At 58.5% G+C, this 14,927-nt stretch carries 11 protein-coding genes; 5 read left to right on the forward strand and 6 right to left on the reverse strand.

Annotation, left to right across the window (positions count from 1 at the left end):
- Positions 1-35: 35 nt before the first annotated feature.
- A complete protein-coding gene (locus tag AWB76_RS29505; RefSeq protein WP_061163705.1) occupies positions 36-1,097 on the reverse strand; it encodes a DMT family transporter in 1,062 nt (353 codons plus the stop codon).
- Positions 1,098-1,245: 148 nt separating this feature from the next.
- Between AWB76_RS29505 and AWB76_RS39510 the strand changes: the two genes are divergently transcribed.
- Positions 1,246-1,521 (forward strand): metal/formaldehyde-sensitive transcriptional repressor, encoded by a 276-nt coding sequence (locus tag AWB76_RS39510; protein ID WP_074171433.1) that lies wholly within the window; start codon positions 1,246-1,248, stop codon positions 1,519-1,521.
- Positions 1,522-1,530: 9 nt separating this feature from the next.
- Positions 1,531-2,826: a CDF family Co(II)/Ni(II) efflux transporter DmeF gene (dmeF, locus tag AWB76_RS29515; RefSeq protein ID WP_061163644.1), complete on the forward strand. Its 1,296-nt coding sequence runs from the start codon at positions 1,531-1,533 to the stop codon at positions 2,824-2,826.
- 457 nt (positions 2,827-3,283) lie between these two features.
- Here the strand turns inward: dmeF and AWB76_RS29520 are convergent, their stop codons facing one another.
- Entirely contained in the window at positions 3,284-4,495 is a 1,212-nt protein-coding gene (locus tag AWB76_RS29520) for an MFS transporter (RefSeq protein ID WP_061163645.1), read from the reverse strand.
- 865 nt (positions 4,496-5,360) lie between these two features.
- Positions 5,361-5,831 (reverse strand): RDD family protein, encoded by a 471-nt coding sequence (locus tag AWB76_RS29525; protein WP_244173497.1) that lies wholly within the window; start codon positions 5,829-5,831, stop codon positions 5,361-5,363.
- 148 nt (positions 5,832-5,979) lie between these two features.
- Between AWB76_RS29525 and AWB76_RS29530 the strand changes: the two genes are divergently transcribed.
- Positions 5,980-7,242, forward strand: coding sequence for a putative Na+/H+ antiporter (locus tag AWB76_RS29530; RefSeq protein WP_061163646.1), 1,263 nt, complete (start codon positions 5,980-5,982; stop codon positions 7,240-7,242).
- 90 nt (positions 7,243-7,332) lie between these two features.
- Here AWB76_RS29530 and AWB76_RS29535 read toward each other — a convergent pair whose 3' ends face one another.
- Positions 7,333-8,778, reverse strand: a complete 1,446-nt coding sequence (locus AWB76_RS29535; RefSeq protein WP_061163647.1) for an ATP-binding protein — start codon at positions 8,776-8,778, stop codon at positions 7,333-7,335.
- Positions 8,779-8,780: 2 nt separating this feature from the next.
- Entirely contained in the window at positions 8,781-9,440 is a 660-nt protein-coding gene (locus tag AWB76_RS29540; protein WP_061163648.1) for a response regulator, read from the reverse strand.
- 144 nt (positions 9,441-9,584) lie between these two features.
- On the opposite strand from AWB76_RS29540, the gene AWB76_RS29545 reads away from it, so the two are divergent.
- A complete protein-coding gene (locus tag AWB76_RS29545; RefSeq protein ID WP_061163649.1) occupies positions 9,585-10,118 on the forward strand; it encodes a cytochrome b in 534 nt (177 codons plus the stop codon).
- A gap of 239 nt (positions 10,119-10,357) precedes the next feature.
- On the forward strand, positions 10,358-11,482 hold the full coding sequence (locus AWB76_RS29550) for a VIT1/CCC1 transporter family protein (RefSeq protein ID WP_061163650.1): 1,125 nt from the start codon (positions 10,358-10,360) through the stop codon (positions 11,480-11,482).
- A gap of 294 nt (positions 11,483-11,776) precedes the next feature.
- On the opposite strand, the gene AWB76_RS29555 is transcribed toward AWB76_RS29550, so the two are convergent.
- On the reverse strand, positions 11,777-14,923 hold the full coding sequence (locus AWB76_RS29555) for an error-prone DNA polymerase (RefSeq protein ID WP_061163651.1): 3,147 nt from the start codon (positions 14,921-14,923) through the stop codon (positions 11,777-11,779).
- Positions 14,924-14,927 lie beyond the last annotated feature (4 nt).

Raw genomic sequence — 14,927 nt, forward strand, 5'->3', positions numbered from 1 at the left:
CAGACGGCATTGTCCGTTTCTGTATGGCCGATGCGTCAATGGGTATGGCGGTGGTGAATATCAGGGAAATGCGCGTGCGTATGGCTAATCGGCGCGTGCTGATGGGGATGCGTATGCGGTTCCTCCCCGTCCCACTCAAAATCGTGCGTGTGTTGATGGTGCTCGTCGTGTCGGTGTCGATGGTTATGGTCTAGGACTTCGTGAGTGTGCGGATGCTCGTGCCGCTCACGGATATGGAGCCAGATTCCCAAAGCCATGAGCACAGCCGCAATCCAGAAAGACAGTGATGGCACCTCGGGCCAGAAGACTAGCGACAAGGCAACGCCGAATATCGGGGCGACAGAAAAGTACGCGCCGGTTCGGGCGGTGCCGAGATTTCGCAGGGCGACAACAAAAAGAACCAGGCTGACGCCGTAGCCAGCGAAGCCTGTGACCATCGCAGCCGCCATCTTCGCAACGCCGGGCAGATGTGCACCGAGCAGCAGCGCGATGCATAAGTTGACTGAGCCAGCGACAAGACCTTTCAGGCACGCAATGACCATTGCGTCGTTCGCCGACACCTTCCGCGTCAAATTATTATCGATAGCCCACGCACCGCAGGCTGCTGCCACGAGAAGCGCCCCAGGCGAGACACCAGCGGTGCCCGGCTGCCACGAAAGCACAACGCCGCCCAGCACTATCGCGACCATCCCTAGAAATATCTGCAGGTCTACATTTTCACGAAATACCACCCAAGCGATGACCGCCGTGAAAACGCCTTCGAGGTTCAATAGCAGGGAACTGGTTGCAGCAGGAGTCGAGCTGAGGCCGAGCATGAGCAGTGCAGGCCCGGCTACCCCGCCCGCTGCGATTGCCCCGAAAAGCCACGGCACTTCAGCAACCTGAATTCGGCTTTCGTTTTGTCTATCGCCGGTGGTACGCCGAAGACGTCGCACGAGAATTCCCACGGCGAGTCCCACACCGCTACCAAGGTAGAACAAGCCCGCGACCATGAAAGGTGAAAGGGACCCAAGCAGAGTCTTAGCGAGAGGCGTCGTTGCGCCGAACAATGCGGCTGCGAGCAGCGCGGTGAATGCGGCGTCGTGACTTGAGTTCATGGATTGACGGGCTACAAACATCAGTCGAGTTTGAGAAGTATCCGGCGAAATCCGCTAGAACGGAGAAGTTCATGTGCAAATATATACCCCCACCCCCTATGGTACACTTGAAGGATTATATACCCCATAGGGGTATCTGGAGAGCGCGATGAGTCATACGGTTCAGGAAAAACAAAAACTTCTTAACAGGGTTCGTCGTATCAAGGGGCAGGTCGAAGCAATCGAGCGCGCCCTCGAGGAAGAGCATGGTTGCTCGGATGTTTTGCAGCGAATTACGAGTTGTCGCGGGGCGATGAATGGCCTGCTGGCTGTCGTGCTGGAAGACCACATCAGAAACCACCTTGTCGATGCGGATAACGGTGAGGACCACGGTGGCAGCGCAACGGAACAACTCGTCGAAGTTGTTCACAGCTATTTCAAATAGAGTCAAAAAATGAGTGATTCCAAAAGCGCCGCGTTCGGCGCGGGACATGACCACATCTTTCTGGGTGCCGGTCATGAAAAGAACGAGCGCAAGACATGGGCTGTGATTGCGCTGTGCAGCGCGATGATGCTGATTGAAATCGTTGGCGGCAGTATGTTCGGCTCGCTTGCGCTTGTCGCCGACGGCCTGCATATGTCGACGCACGCTGGAGCAATGCTGATTGCAGCGCTGGCGTACACCTACGCGCGCAGGCATGCCACCGACTCCCGCTTCGTGTTCGGTACCGGCAAGCTCGGTGACCTTGCAGGGTTCACGAGTGCCATCGTGCTTGCGATGATTGCTTTGCTGATTGGGTACGAGGCGGTGTCTCGTTTTCTGTCGCCGGTACCCATTCACTTCGGCGAAGCGATTCCTATCGCTGTGGTCGGCTTGCTAGTCAACCTCGCAAGCGTGTGGCTGCTAAGCGGTGGCGACCACGGACACAGCCATGGTCATAGTTACGGCCACAGTCATGGTCACGGCCACAGTCATGGTCACGACGACCATGCTCACGAAGACGAGGTGCACAAGATTTTCGCGCCTTCCGGTGTGTTTGCCGTTTCCATCTTCGAGGATGGAGTGCCGCCCGTTTTCCGGATTGCGCCGACGACGGGCGGTTCAAGGCTGGACGCTTCTGGGACGTCCGTCACTACGGTCCGACCCGGCGGGACTCGACAGGTATTCGCGCTGGCTGACCGTGGCGACTATCTGGAATCGAAGGAATACATTCCTGAACCGCACGCCTTCAAAGCCATCGTGCGAGTGCCGGAAGGCGAGCACGAAGTCGAATTTGAAGAACATGAGCACCACGACGACGCGCATGAGGCAGCGACCCGAGACCACAACATCCGGTCGGCCTACATTCACGTGATGGCTGATGCGGCGGTCTCCGTGCTGGCTATCATCGGGCTGGTGCTGGCGCGCGCGTTCGGCTGGTTATGGATGGACCCCCTGGCCGGCGTGATTGGTGCGCTCGTGATTGCAAACTGGTCGTACGGCTTGATGCGGGACACCGGTGCAATTCTTCTCGACATGAATCCCGACCGGCGCATGGCAGAGAATGTCCGTGCTGCTATCGAGGACCATGGCGACAAGGTTATTGACCTGCATGTCTGGCGGGTGGGACCTGGCCACATGAGCGCGGTGGTGTCGGTCTCGAGCAGTGAGCCTGCACGAGATTCGCGCTTCTATCATGGGGTGCTCGAACGCTTCAAGCGACTGTCCCATGTCACGGTGGAAGTGCAACTGTCGCAGGCGGCCGCCTGACCGCTCCCAGTTAGCGCATCGTGTTCCGACATTTGCACATTTGATGGCAAGTCCAAAGTATGCGTTGGATGGTTTTGCGCACGCGGTACCCTTTGCGCAGGCGAGCCTGCCCACAGCGGAATTTCTCATCCCGCCCTTGCAGCGATAAAAGCAAGTTGCTCCTGCGTCCATCGCGGTGAGCCGTGAATCAACATTTCAAACGCGGAGGCGTTGTGCCAGGTCGATATGTGGAACAGCATCGTCTGGACTCCATTGGCTGGTTGCCGTCGCCGTCCGGGGCGCCAATGACGGGATTGTCTCCACGGCGAGTTTCGTCGCCCGTGTAGCCTCCGCGCACACTGCTCGCCACTGACGACATCCTCCAGTATGCCGAGAAAGAGCCGTACGCCGCCAATCACCCGCGCGCCACTCACGAGCAGGTTGCGGACCCCAATGCGCGCGTAGAGCGGACGCCAGGTCATGTTTTGCCGCTGCGTTTGATTGTACCGGTCGACAGCGCGAACAGCGTTGCAACGCAGAATCCCGCCCCGGCATAAAACGTAGCGCTTGCTCCGAATCGGTCCCAGAGTTCACCGGCCACGAAACTCGCGGCAAGCATCGCCAGCCCACTCATGAGATTGAAAAAGCCGAACGCGGTACCTTTCAAGTCGGGCGGTGCTGACTTCGCAACCATGGTCGCCAGCAGACCCTGCGTCAGCCCCATGTGCAGCCCCCAAAGGGCCACGCCGACTGTCACGACGGGCCATGAGCTGCCGTGAGCTAGCACAATGTCAGATGCGATAAGCACCATGAGGCCGGCAGACAGGAGCTTTGTATGGCTCATCGAGTCGGCGAGCTTCCCGAACGGATACGCCGAGACGGCGTACACGATGTTCATCGCCACCATGACAAGGGGGACGAGCGCAATCGGAACGCCTCCCTGCATCGCACGCAGTACAAGAAAGGCTTCGCTAAACCGTGAGAGCGTGAACACTGCCCCGACACATACGACCCACCAGTATGCCGCCGATAGTTTCTTCAGGTTGTCGAACGTGACTGGGTTGACGCGCTTCGTTCCCTGCTTCCGGTCGGGTTCCGTGATACCGAAGGCCAGTATTGCGACCGCGATGAGCCCGGGGACCACCGCCACCCAGAAAACCCTGCGAAAGTTGTCTGCCCAGAGCAGCATCAGCACAACCGCTAGCAGTGGTCCAAGAAACGCGCCGACAGTGTCGAGCGCTTGCCGTAGGCCGAAGGCCGCGCCACGCAGATGTGCGGGCGTGATGTCGGCTACGAGAGCGTCCCGTGGCGCACCCCGAATGCCTTTGCCAATACGGTCGATTACCCTTGCAGTCAAGACGAAGCCCGCTGCGGGCGCCAGTGCAAACAGCGGTTTGCTCAATGCCCCCATCCCATATCCGACGACCGCGAGCCACTTGCGGTTACCAAGGTAGTCACTCAGCGCCCCGGAGAACACCTTGACGATGGGCGAAGCGGCCTCGGCGACGCCTTCAATCAGGCCGACCATCGCGGCACTTGCACCGAGACTCGTCACAAGGAACATCGGCAGGAGGCTGTGGATGATTTCCGACGAGATGTCCATGAACATGCTCACGAAGCCGAGCATCCAGATGCCGCGAGGAATTTGACGGAGCGTGCCGGGGCGCTCGATGGGTGAATCAGTCTGCACGTGTCCTCGTTGCGGTGGAAAGTTAGCTCAAAGCTCTGCAATGTCGCGCTTTAATGCAACGGGACAATGAAGCGAACTGCAGCATGCCACGTGGTTCTATTGTAGTCCCGACCTATGATGCCTTCCGAAGTTGTCGCTCGCGCCGATATACCTAGAGCGCTGGCAGCAGGTTTGTGCTGAGCAAGCCACTCCATACGAGCCCACCAAGTAGCGTGTGTCCGCGGTACTTCTCAGTCTGCATATGCTGACCTCTACGATTTCTGCATTTACGCCTACAACCTGACCCGCCGAGTGTCGACGCCAACCGTCCTGAGCGCTGCGTCAATCATCTTCGGCCTCCTGGCCGAAGTCGAGCGCTCACTCCTCGTCATCGCACCGCACGGTCATGCCGTTGTGCAACGAGATGAGACGGCGCGCCGTGTAAGCATCGTTTCATGCAAAGACCCAGCGGCGTTCTGCAACGCATTTCTCTGTAGCAAACATCCTGTATTTCTGTGAATGCCCCTTGGTGAAGTTGAGCCCCGCCTTATCCTGAACGGGGCCTTCAGACACATACCGAAGCATCTTGAGATGCCCCTCGGAGCCAGCGTCGCCCGTCAGCCGTTCGCCTCAGGGCGCTAACTTCGCCACCCTGTCCGGTATCTCAAGGCTATCCCACAGAACCGGCTATCCCGCGACCGCTGCCGTTGATGTCCGACCAGTCGCGCGGCTGCACCGCGGAACGGGCAGCACTATGTATACCGCGCAACCGGGGTGATGATTTCGCATCGGAAGGACGCGCTCGGAAATCTGGCCGCGTGCGCGGGAAATTTGGCTGCAAAAAAATTCAGGCGGAGTCGCGGCGAGGAGGTGATGCAGGAAATCTCTACGGAAATCGAACAGGTGCCAGACCAGCGATAACAACAATATTTGCCATCCGGTCATGCAGCGCTTGTCTACGCGAATTGAACGGAACCCATAGAAATCCCGCTCCGCATGTAGCGAAGGTGAGCATGTAGCCGGCTGTGCGCAAGCAAGCTTGTTTGACCGTCATCGGCTGCCCCGCATCTGCACCCACGATTTGCAATCGCAAGGCGCGCTTACCGGGAGATGTGCCCCATACGGCCCAAAGAATGCCAGTCACGAGAATCGGGACGCACTGGCCAACCAGCAGCCAAAACACAACAGTCGAAGCAAAGGCGTCAGGCGCCAGCAGCAGGTCTTGAGTTGAAGGTCCGAGAGGCACGAAAAGCACGATGACGGTCCACCAAATCGAATCAATGAACAAGGCCCGAGCGCGCTGGGAATAGGTGGCGTAGCGCATGGTAATGTCGGATTGTCCGGGCGATTGCGGCATCAATCAGTTCCCCTCGTCGAGCGATTCATCTTAGCCTGAGCAGGCGCCGCGGATGCAATGTCCTCGTTGCCGGACCGATTGAGGCGTATGGTATTTGTAATATTATGATGGCGTCGTCAACACGAAAGCGTCTCCAGCCCCTTATTCAATGCCTCATTCTGTTGAAGTTTCTGCCGCCGTTATCTTTGCCCTTGCGCTCATTCACACGTTCGCCGTAGCACGCATTGAGAAGCTGTCGCACCGCTTCCCGCGGCATGCCGGCGTCTTCCACTTTCTCGCGGAGGTGGAGGTCGTCTTCGGATTCTGGGCGCTGATTCTGTGTCTCGTGATGTGGGTGCTCGTCGGGTCACACGCAACCATCGAGTACCTGGAGCATCGTGAGTTCACGGAGGCGCTGTTCGTCTTTGTCATTATGGTGGTCGCCGCGAGTCGACCCATTCTCGAACTGGTAACGACCATTGTGATGCGGCTCGCGCGGTTTCTGCCTGTTCGCACCGAGGTTGCCGTAATCTGGTTCTCCCTGTCCGCCGTTCCCCTTCTGGGCTCCGTCATCACAGAACCTGCGGCAATGACACTCGCCGCACTATTGCTGCGCGACACGCTGTTCTCCGCGCGAAGTTCGGAGCGGGTGAAGTATTTCGGGCTGGCGCTGCTCTTCGTGAATGTGTCCATCGGTGGGGTGATGACGGCGTACGCAGCACCGCCGGTGTTGATGGTCGCGAGTGCCTGGGGTTGGAGCACCGGCTTTATGGCAGCCACCTTCGGATGGAAAGCGGCGCTTGCAGTTGTTTTCAATGCGACGGCTTTCGTCGCCCTGATTGCCAAGAGCGTGCCGACGTCCCTAGGGAGCGAGGGTGATACAACCTCACCGTCCCAACATGTTCCGGTCGGCGTCACGCTAGTTCATCTCGGGTTTCTCGCGCTGGTCGTCATCAACTCGCATCACGCTGTCGTGTTCATCGGGGCGTTCCTCTTTTTCCTGGGCTACACACACGCTTACGAGCGTCACCAGTCGCCTCTCATGCTGCGCGAAAGCCTTCTGGTCGCCTTTTTCCTTGGTGGCCTGGTTGTGCTCGGCGGTCTACAACAATGGTGGCTTCAGCCGATTGTGCGTTCCATGGATGCGATGACACTGTATTTCGGCGCAACAGGCCTGACGGCAATCATGGACAACGCTGCCATCACGTATCTCGGGTCGCTCATACCTGGCTTATCAGATAGCGCAAAGTACCTGCTCGTGGCAGGAGCGGTGACGGGCGGAGGACTGACGGTGATTGCAAATGCTCCGAACCCGGCCGGCCTCGCGATACTTGGAAGCCGGTTTTCAGGAGGCGCAGTCAGTCCGATGAAGCTGCTTGGCGCTGCGCTCATGCCTACGATAATCGCAGGCTTAGCCTTTCTGGTTTTATAGGCAGGTCGAACTAAAAACGACTCTAGCGGCCGTAGCGTTCAGCTGTCCGCATGCCATGTGTGCGAACAGTCAGCAAGGAACCATCGGTGGTCACGCCACTGATGGTCGCTCATTGTGTGCAGACGTGGTTCTCCCCGAGCCCGGCAGGCCGCCGAAGACTGGGGCTACGGGAAAGGCAACACAAACTCCAAGCCCTTGTCCGTTGAGGCCGGAGTCGAATTTCATCTCGCTTCCACAGCGAGTGGCAATACGGGAAACGATAGAAAGGCCCAACCCACTACCGCTTGCTGTCGCGGACGAGCCCCTAAAGAATCGGTCTGCGAGGCGGTTCATCTCCTCGGCACTTACCCCGGGGCCATCATCGCGCACGGTCAAACGAACAGACCGTGAGTCCGTGTCGAGATTGAAGTCAACGGTCCCTCCGCTCCTTCCGTACTTAATCGCGTTGTCAAGGAGATTGTCGACCAGGACGCGCAAGAGAACTCGGTCCGCGTAGACTTCAGCGCCTCCGTCGCCCGTAATTTGCAGGCTTATCGACTTGTCATTGGCGATTTGTCGTCTGAACGCTATGGCCTCAGCAACAACATCGCGGAGTACGAACGTTGACAATTTGAGTCCTGCATCCTCATCGAGACGTGCGAGCAACAGCAATTGCTCGACGAGGTGAGCGCTCCGGTCCACGCCGAGGACGACCCGCTCAAGTGCCTGACGCTGTTGTCCGGCATCTTTCGAAGCCATGGCCACTTGTGCCTGCACTTTAATGGCAGCAAGCGGCGTTTTCAGTTCGTGCGCTGCATCTGCCGTGAAGGTCCGCTCTCGCGCGAGTGAGATGCGCAGGCGCTCGAGAAGGGCATTCGTGGCAGTCACGACTGCGCTAATTTCGCTTGGAGAGCGCGAAATTTCGATGGGGCGAAGGTTCTGACCGTCACGCGCCTGCACCGCTTTCAAAAACAACGCGAAGGGTCGTAGCCCAATCCCTATGCTGAACCAGACCAACGCCATCATGACGGGAAGGATGAAAAGAACAGGACGCGCAATACGTGCCGCTACGCCGCTCACGAGGTCGCTGTGCTCGTTGACGGGTTCCATAAGGCTAATGGTTCTCCCGCTTCGGGCATCGCGAGCGGTGTATAGCAGCCATTTTCCACCTTTCACGTCGACGTCGGTCACGGCGTTACGAGGGAAGGCGGCCGAGTCGATAGCTGGGAAGTCACTGCTTCTGGCGATTGTTCCGCCATCCCGGTCAATCACGTAGAAGTGCACAAAGCGGTCTCCGAAATCAGAGTCACGCTCCACGGAACGAGAATGATGAGGAATCTCGTTACGAGCATCGATGCCATGCTCTGCCAACTTCGCGAGGTCGCCGGCGTCGAGCCTGGAAAGAAGTGGAACAAGTTGAACAAGTCGAGTTTCGTCCCATTGGAAGACTTCATGGCGAGCAGCGTGGAAGCTCCATGCAAACATCGCAGCCCAAGATAGACCGACGCTCAGCAAAACGAGCCACATCAAGCGGTTTCGGATGGACGGCTCGGTCATGCTCACGGTTTCTCTATCACGTAACCCACTCCACGAATCGTTCGTATCGTATCGGCACCAATCTTCTTTCTGAGCGTAGAGACGTGGACCTCAATGGCATTACTTTCCACTTCCTCATCCCAACCGTAGATACTTTCCTCGATTTTGGCCTTTCGTTGCGGTTCGCCAGCATGCACGAGCAGATGAACCAAAATGCCAAACTCGCGTGTATTGAGTTGGAGCGGCACCTCACCCCTCGAAGCGGTCATCGTCGCGGGATTCACTGTCAGGTCGCGCCACACGAGTACCTCGGAGGCACGACTTTGCGAGCGTCTCATCAGGGCGCGACAGCGCGAGATGACCTCGCCGAGGTCGAAGGGCTTTCCAACATAGTCGTCGGCACCGGCATCCAATCCTGCTATTCGGTCTTCCGTGGTGTCCTTCGCCGTCAGCACGAGAATAGGAACGGGATTACCTTGTGCGCGCAAATGTTCGAGCAGACTTGTTCCCGAAAGACCAGGAAGCCCCAGGTCGAGCACAACCATGTCGTAGCGCGTGGTCGACAGCGCGAGCTTGGCGTGTTGTCCATTCTTCGCCCAATCCACCGCGAAAGACGCGTTGCGCAGGCCTGTCTCAAGGCCGCTTCCAATGAGGTCATCATCTTCAACCAATAGTATGCGCATGTGGCTTCCACCAGGTCTGCAACCAAGAATCGTGTCGGTAGTCTAAGCGGTTATTCTTGCAGTTGGGACATCTTCCGTTAAGGCTGTTTTCAGGTTTGACGCGCTACTATCGTTACCTCGTCTTTCTCCAGGAGCTGGACCAACGTGGTTGAGAATCATTCGCAGAGTTACGTGTACAGTCCATTCGCTCGTCTGCTTCATTGGCTTATTGCCGGCCTCATCTTTGCTCAGCTCATCATCGGTTGGACGATGCCCGATGTGCATCACGATACCTTGCCGACGGGCGAAATTGCGTGGCACTTGGGCGTGGGTGCAGCGATTGTCGCAGTGATGGCGATTCGAATCATCTGGCGGATGACTCACGCGCCGGAACCGGCTGAGCTCTCGCCGCAGTTAAGGTTCGCGTCAAACGCAACTCATTGGCTTTTATACACCCTGTTGCTGGTCGTACCGCTTGCTGGATGGGCGAACGCATCCGCACGGGGTTGGATGGTGAATCTCCTTGGCGTACTTCCGTACCCGGCCCTCGCGCCGAAAGGGTCATCCACCGGAATGGCGCTGGGCGACATTCACAGCGTGCTCGCGTGGGTGTTGCTCGCGGTGATTGCTCTGCACATCGCGGCTGCCTTGTTTCATCGCTTTGTCTTTCGTGACTCGGTGCTTAAACGTATGCTCTAAACTGCGTGTGAAGCGTGTCGTCGAAGTAGGTTGGACGACAAGCCAGGTCGTTGTCCGAATGGGTTTCTGTTTCCGGGCGACCAGTCGAACGACTGGCCGCCCGTTTTCACGCATGCGCTAGGGATAACTGTTGCAACACGCAGATTTAGAATTATTTCTATTCTCATCTAAGGCTTTGCGTCTTTTTTAGCGGTGAGCGGAAGGCGTCACGTCAACGAATTGCTGCAATGGATGATTAAATGGCTTCCGCGCAAGAGCTCCGAAAATTTCGAGCAAACCTCGCCGACGAACTTCACAGTGCAGCAATCTACGAGACGCTCGCACAGGTCGAGCGAGATGAATCCCGCAAGCAGGTGTTCAGTGAGCTCGCGGCGTCCGAGCGTATGCACGCACGAGTCTGGGCAGATAAGCTGAAAGCTCATGGCAGAACGGCGCCATCCGGCTTCAACGCCAAGACGTATCTGATGAAGGGCCTCGTGCATCTGCTCGGGCCGCGATTCGTCCTTCCGTCTCTCGCGGCCGCCGAGTTTGCAGACCGGAACAAGTACGCCGGCAACCCCGATACCGCACGCATGTCGGAGGACGAGCACGAACATGCGAACGTTGTCCAAGCCATGGCGAACGCCGGAAAGCCCGCCGCTGCTCAGGGCGCCGACATCGCCCAGGCAGAGTCGTGGCATCGCGGCGTCACGTCCGGTAACGACCTGCGTGCCGCCGTGCTTGGTGCCAATGACGGCTTAGTCTCGAACTTCTGTCTAATTATGGGCGTGGCAGGCGCTGGGACCGGCAACAAAGCTATTCTGCTGACGGCGCTCGCCGGACTCATTGCCGGCGCTTGCTCGATGGCGCTCGGTGAATGGCTATCGGTGACCAACGCGCGCGAGTTGGCGCAGGCTCAAGTCTCGAAGGAAGCGAACGAGCTTGAGCATAGCCCCGAATCCGAAGAGCACGAACTCGCGCTTATCTACAAGGCAAAGGGATTGAGCGCTGACGAAGCGAAGCGAGTCGCATCACAACTCATGCAGGACAAGGACAAAGCTCTGGACGCGCTCGTTCGCGAGGAACTGGGACTAGACCCAGCCGAGCTTGGCGGCAATCCGTGGTCCGCGGCGGGTGTATCCTTTTGCTTATTCGCGATTGGCGCAATCTTCCCTGCTATGCCGTTCCTATGGTCGTCGGGGATGCCTGCCATCGTGCAGTGCATTGGCTTCAGTGTGCTGGCCCTTGCCGCCATCGGCGTGTTCACATCGCTGTTCAATGGTCGCAGTGCGGGCTTTTCGGCTGTTCGACAGGTACTCGTTGGACTTGCCGCCGCTGCGTTCACGTTCGGCGTTGGCCGGGTCCTAGGAGTGGCGACTTCGTAGAATTTGCGACTTTCTCGCGAGACCGCGTGACGCAAACCGGAGTGTGACGCAGCGGGCCCGTACAAAGTGATTCCCCAAAGCTTCGATAGCGCTCGTCTTCATCGCTGATGGACGCCTGCAACGCGGCACCGACGACGAACATGAACTGCTAGCGCATTGAAGACAGGGCCTCGCCACTGCCCGCCGCGTTTTTCGTCATCGAGCGGTTTCTCACCCTTTGCGGCGACGACTGACGTGGGAGGGCGCGTCCAGGGTCTACTTCAACGTCCGGACAGCTCTGGCCGCTGCTGGGATTCAACAGAAGTTGCGGCTTACTGTGTTCAAACGGCCCAACAGATGAGACATGTCGACAAGCCGTTGTGCGACCAGATGTCGAACCTCACCTTCGCATTGCCACGTGCCGTACACACCGAGCAACGCCGCGCCGAGTGCTTCTCGCCGCTGACGCTCTAGCAGCGACGGCCAGATGATGACGTTCACATTGCCCGTCTCGTCTTCAATTGTCACGAACATGACGCCTTTCGCCGTACCAGGCCTCTGACGTACGGTAACCAGGCCGCAACCACGAGCAAGCCGACCATTGCGGTACGTCATCAAGGTCGAGGCTGGCATTAACCGCTGCTCGAGCAGCGTCGAGCGAAGTAGCGCGAGCGGGTGTCGCCCGAGCGTGAGTCCTGTCGAGTTGTAATCAGCGACGATGTTCTCGGCCTCTGACGGCGCACCAAGCACCGGGGTTTCATCATCAATACGCGCTTCGGCAAGGATGTCGCGGTCCGGGACTGCCGCGACTGATTGCCAAAGCGCCTCGCGCCGGTTCCCGGCGAGCGACGAGAGTGCATTTGCTGCGGCCAGCACCTGCAGGTCACGCCGGTCCAGTTGCGCACGCCTTGCAAGGTCGCTGACGCTCGAGAATTGCTTCACGGCTCGCGCTGCCTCAATGCGTTCTGCCGCACCATCCTTCATGCCTTTCATGAGCGAGAGTCCGAGGCGCACGGCCACAGAACCGTCAGCTTGCTTTTCGAGAACAGAGTCCCACCCGCTGATGGTCACATCAACAGGAACGACCTTCACGCCATGACGAGTGGCGTCCTGCAATAGCTGCGACGGAGAATAGAAGCCCATCGGTTGACTGTTGAGCATCGCAGCGAGGAAGGCAGCGGGTTCGTGACATTTCAACCAGCTGCTTGCATACACGAGAAGCGCAAAACTGGCTGCGTGGCTCTCTGGGAAACCGTATTCGCCGAAGCCGTGAATCTGCTGGAAGATGGACTCAGCGAATTCCTTTTCGTAGCCTCGTTGGAGCATGCCGCCAACGATACGGTCATAGTATTTGTCTAAGCCGCCCTTGCGTTTCCACGCTGCCATTGCCCGGCGAAGCTGGTCTGCTTCGCCCGGTGTGAAGCCGGCAGCCAGAATGGCGACTTGCATGACCTGCTCTTGGAAGATAGGCACACCGAGCGTCCTACCGAGCGCTGTTTTCAACGCTTCGCTTGGGTAGCTTACGGGCTCGAGGCCTTGCCTACGTCGCAAATAAGGGTGAACGGCGCCGCCTTGAATAGGACCTGGACGCACGATAGCGACCTCGATGACGAGGTCGTAAAACTCACGCGGCTTCATCCGCGGCAGCATGCTCATTTGGGCGCGCGATTCAATCTGGAATACGCCCACCGTGTCGGCGCGCGAAATCAAGTTGTACGTCGCTTCGTCTTCGGCAGGAATGTCCTGCATCTCGAAGCGCTCGCCACGCTGCTCGGACACGATGTCGAGCGTGCGACGGATTGCAGACAGCATGCCGAGCGCGAGCACGTCAATCTTCAACAAGCCAAGCGCCTCCAAGTCGTCCTTGTCCCATTGAATCGCGCTGCGGTCTTGCATGGCGGCATTCTCAACAGGCACGAGCCGCGTAAGTTTGCCGCGACTGATGACAAAGCCACCCGAGTGCTGAGACAAATGGCGTGGGAAGTTCAGTATTTGCGCGGCCAGCGTCGCCCACATCGCAATGAGTGGATTGGAAGGGTCGAGGCCGGATTCCTCGAACCGCCGGAGCAGGTCCTGTGAATGGTCGAACCACTGGTGCGATTTGGCGACCTTGTCGACGATTTGTGGGTCGATGCCGAGCGCCTTCCCTGTTTCGCGCAGTGCCCCGCGCGGACGGTAAGTCGAAACAGCAGCGGCAATCGCGGCGCGGTCGCGACCGTACTTGCGATAGATGTACTGGATGACCTCTTCGCGACGCTGGTGCTCGAAGTCGACGTCGATGTCAGGCGGCTCGCCGCGCTCTTTCGAGATGAAACGTTCGAATAGCATGTTGCCGCGAGAAGGGTCGACCTCGGTCACGCCGAGGCAGTAGCACACGGCGCTGTTAGCAGCGGAACCGCGCCCCTGGCAGAGGATGTGCTGGCTGCGAGCGAACCGGACGATGTCGTAAACCGTGAGGAAGTACGCCTCATATTGCAGTTCGCGTATGAGTTGCAGTTCATGCTCGATTTGCTCCTGTACCGCATGCGGTATGCCGGAGGGAAACCGGCGGTGTGCACCGATATAGGTCTCCTGTCGCAGATAGGCCTCGTGCGTGAACCCTTCTGGCACGAGCTCATCGGGATATTCGTATCGCAGCTCGTCTAACGAGAAATTGCATCGCTCAAGGATGTTCAGCGTCTCGGACAGCGTGTGAGCGGGGTACAGATTCGCCAGGCGCAATCGCGAGCGCAGATGCCCCTCCGCATTAGGCGCGAGGTCGTAGCCGCACTCGGCAACGGGCTTTCCGATTCGAATCGCCGTCATCGTGTCTTGCAGCGGCTTCCTCGAGCGGACATGCATGACGACGTTCCCGGTTGCAACGACCGGAACACGAAACTGGTCGGCGATGTACTCGACCACACCGCGGTGGATGTCGTCCATCGCGCGCTGATGCAGAGTGAGACCGACCCACGCCCGCTCGGCGAAGACGTCGTTCATCCACTCAAGTTGAGCCGCGAGCGCATCTTCCTTTGCCGGAAAATCCGGAATTAGAATAGCGAGGCAATCGGGCATGGCTCTCAGATGTGCGTATTCTCTCTCGGGCCTTGAGATGTCATTCGGGGTCAGCAGGTACTCGCCCTTGGCTGCCCGCATGCGGCCCAGCGTGATGAGTTCGGAGAGGTTGCCGTAGCCATTGCGGTTTTGAGCCAGCAAGATGAGCCCGAACGCCGGACTCTTGTCCGCATTCACAAGCCGGAAAAACGAGCCAATGATAAGCGGGAGCTTCTCTTCTTTCGCCTGGACGTGAGCGCGCACTACACCCGCCAGCGAGCACTCATCCGTAATGGCGAGCGCGGAGTAGCCGAGTTGCGATGCGCGCAGCACCAATTCCTCGCCGTGTGAAGCGCCATGGAGGAAAGAGAAGTTGGTGAATGCGAATAGCTCCGCGTAGTCCGGCAACGCCGACGAGGGGAAGTCCACGACG

It is taken from the genome of Caballeronia temeraria (assembly GCF_001544795.2).
Taxonomy (GTDB): domain Bacteria; phylum Pseudomonadota; class Gammaproteobacteria; order Burkholderiales; family Burkholderiaceae; genus Caballeronia; species Caballeronia temeraria.

Bases quoted from the DNA above. Each gene is read 5' to 3' on its own strand.
- AWB76_RS29535 (WP_061163647.1), bottom strand. From the start codon at position 8,778: ATGACCGAGCCGTCCATCCGAAACCGCTTGATGTGGCTCGTTTTGCTG.
- AWB76_RS29530 (WP_061163646.1), top strand. From the start codon at position 5,980: ATGCCTCATTCTGTTGAAGTTTCTGCCGCCGTTATCTTTGCCCTTGCG.
- dmeF (WP_061163644.1), top strand. From the start codon at position 1,531: ATGAGTGATTCCAAAAGCGCCGCGTTCGGCGCGGGACATGACCACATC.
- AWB76_RS29505 (WP_061163705.1), bottom strand. From the start codon at position 1,097: ATGAACTCAAGTCACGACGCCGCATTCACCGCGCTGCTCGCAGCCGCA.
- AWB76_RS29550 (WP_061163650.1), top strand. From the start codon at position 10,358: ATGGCTTCCGCGCAAGAGCTCCGAAAATTTCGAGCAAACCTCGCCGAC.
- AWB76_RS29540 (WP_061163648.1), bottom strand. From the start codon at position 9,440: ATGCGCATACTATTGGTTGAAGATGATGACCTCATTGGAAGCGGCCTT.
- AWB76_RS39510 (WP_074171433.1), top strand. From the start codon at position 1,246: ATGAGTCATACGGTTCAGGAAAAACAAAAACTTCTTAACAGGGTTCGT.
- AWB76_RS29525 (WP_244173497.1), bottom strand. From the start codon at position 5,831: ATGCCGCAATCGCCCGGACAATCCGACATTACCATGCGCTACGCCACC.